This window comes from Streptosporangium sp. OZ121 (assembly GCF_051918885.1).
In the GTDB taxonomy this organism is placed as follows: Bacteria; Actinomycetota; Actinomycetes; order Streptosporangiales; family Streptosporangiaceae; genus Streptosporangium.
Genome location: NZ_JBPXMC010000074.1, coordinates 1 through 2697, shown reverse-complemented (window position 1 = coordinate 2697; position 2697 = coordinate 1). Strand labels below are relative to the sequence as shown.

1 protein-coding gene is annotated in these 2697 nt (G+C 72.9%); it reads left to right on the top strand.

The features are described 5' to 3' along the window. Window positions 1-12 precede the first annotated feature (12 nt). A partial coding sequence (locus ACTOQ1_RS42730) for a type I polyketide synthase (protein ID WP_440074309.1) occupies window positions 13-2697 on the top strand: 2685 nt, incomplete at its 3' end.

Here is a 2697-nt window from a genome sequence, read left to right as displayed (position 1 = left end):
TGGGTGCGGCACGTGCGCGAGGCGGTGCGCTTCGCCGACGGGGTGGCCGCCTGCCAGGCGGGTGTGTTCGTGGAGGTCGGCCCGGATGGGGTGCTGACCGGCCTGGCTCAGCAGAGCGTGCAGGACGGCGTGTTCGTCGCGACCGCGCGCAAGGACCGGGACGAGGTCCGGGCGCTGGTCGAGGCACTGGGCCGACTCCACACCCACGGCGTCATGGTCGACTGGGACACCTACTTCGCCTCGGTGCCCGCCAAGCACATCGAGCTGCCCACCTACGCCTTCCAGCGTCGTCGCTACTGGCTCGACGCCACCGCTGAGGTCGCCTCCGGCGGCGGCCTGGTGGCGGTGGACCATCCGTTGCTGACCGCTGTCGTCCCGGCTCCCGGTTCCGGCACGCTCACGCTCATCGGCCGTCTGTCCCTGTCCGCGCAGCCGTGGCTGGCCGACCACCTCGTGGACGGTCAGGTGGTCGTACCGGGCGCTGCGCAGGTCGAGCTCGCGATACGCGCCGGGGACGAGACCGGTTGCCCGGTGCTCGACGAGCTCACCCTCCAATCGCCCATGGTGCTGGCGGCGGGTGGCAGCCTCCAACTCCAGGTCGTGGTCGCGGGTGCCGACGATTCCGGCCGTCGCCAGGTGACGATCCACTCGCGCGCCGGGGACGCCACGGACTGGCGGCAGAACGCCCAGGGCGTCCTCGCCCCGGCAGCCGCCGTCGCGCCCGCCTTCGATCTCGCGCAGTGGCCGCCGCCCGGCGCCGAGGTCCTCGACGTCGACGGCGTCTATGCCGACCTCACCGCGATCGGCATGGAGTACGGCGAGACGTTCCAGTGCCTCCAGGCCGCCTGGCGGCAGGACGGCACCGTCTACGCCGAGATCGCCCTGCCGGAGCAGTCCGGCGCCGATGCCCGGCGGTTCGGGCTGCACCCGGCGCTGCTCGACGCCTCCCTGCACGCCATCCCCATGGCCGGATTCCTGCCCGAGGCGGAACCTGGCCGGCCGTACATCCCCTTCGCCTGGAACGACGTGACGTTGTACGCCGAGGGAGCGACCGCCCTGCGGGTTCGCATCACCCCGGCGGGCGGCACCGGCGTGTTCGGCCTGGCGGTGGCGGACACCGCGGGGACGGCCGTCGCGGAAGTCGGGTCGCTCATCCTTCGTCCTCGGTCCGCCGACCAGTCGGCGACGCGTAACAATTCCCTGTTCCAGCTGGACTGGGTGCAGGCCGGTCGTACCGGACAGACGGATCTTTCGTACGCGCTCCTCGACGTACCTTCGGACGACGCGCCCGTTCCCGAGGCGATCAGGCGCGCCACGAACGCGGTCCTCGCCGCCCTGCAGGCGGAACCGGGCGCCTCGCCGCTGGTCATCGTCACGCGCGGAGCCGTGGTGGCGGTCGCGGATGAGGTGCCGGACCTGGCGCAGGCGGCGGTGTGGGGTCTGGTACGGGCGGCGCAGGCCGAGCAGCCCGGCCGGTTCGTACTGCTGGACCTGGACACCGAACCCTTCGACGAGGGCACGGTCGGTCGGGCGCTGGCCACGGGCGAACCGCAGGTGGCGGTGCGGGCCGGGCAGTTCCTGGTGCCGAGATTGAGCCGGGTGGCCGAGCGCGCGGTCGTGGGACCGGCACTCTCCGGTGATGCCGGTCCGGTGTTCGGTCCGGAGGGCACGGTGCTGGTCACCGGTGGCACCGGCGGGCTGGGCGCGGTCGTGGCCAGGCACCTGGTGACGGCCCACGGGGTGCGGCACCTGCTGCTGGCCAGCCGTCGTGGCGCCGAGGCGCCCGGAGCCGCCGAGCTGGTGGCGGAACTGACAGAGCTCGGTGCCTCCGTGCGGGCGGCGGTCTGTGACGTCGGCGATCGAGAGGATCTGGCGCGGTTGGTCGCGTCGGTCCCGCTGGCCGGTGTCGTGCACACGGCAGGCGTGCTGGACGACGGGATCGTCGGCTCTCTCACCCCGGAGCGCTTCGACGCGGTCCTGCGGCCGAAGGCCGACGCGGCCTGGTATCTCCACGAGCTGACCCGGGAAATGGACCTGTCGGCGTTCGTGCTGTTCTCGTCGCTCTCCGGTGTGCTGGGCAGCGCGGGCCAGGGCAACTACGCCGCGGCCAACACCTTCCTGGACGCCCTCGCCGAGCGGCGCCGGGCGCAGGGACTGCCTGCCACGTCGCTGGCCTGGGGTCTGTGGGCCTCGGGCGGTATGGCAGGCGACCTGACCGAATCCGACCTGCACCGCCTTGAGCGCGGCGGCATCACGCCGCTGCCCGTCGACGACGGGCTGGACCTGTTCGACGTCGCGATCGACCACGAGCACGCCGTACTGGTCCCGGCCTCGCTGAACCTCCCGGCGCTGCAGGCCCAGGCCCACGCCGGCACCCTCCCCGCGGCCCTTCGCGGGCTGATCCGCGTGCCCGCCCGGCGTGCCAGCACGACCGCGACGGATCCGACCGACCTTCTCCGGCTGGTGCGTACCCAGGCGGCGATGGTCCTCGGCTTCTCCGACACGGAGGCGGTCGAATCGGCCAAGCGCTTCCAGGAGCTCGGCTTCGACTCCCTCACCGCGGTCGAGTTCCGCAACCAGCTCAGCACGGCGACCGGGCTGCGGCTGCCGGCCACCCTTATCTTCGACTACCCGACCGCTGAGGCGGTGGCGGATTACCTGGCGGCGGAGCTGGCCGGTGGTCAGGTCTCGCAGGCG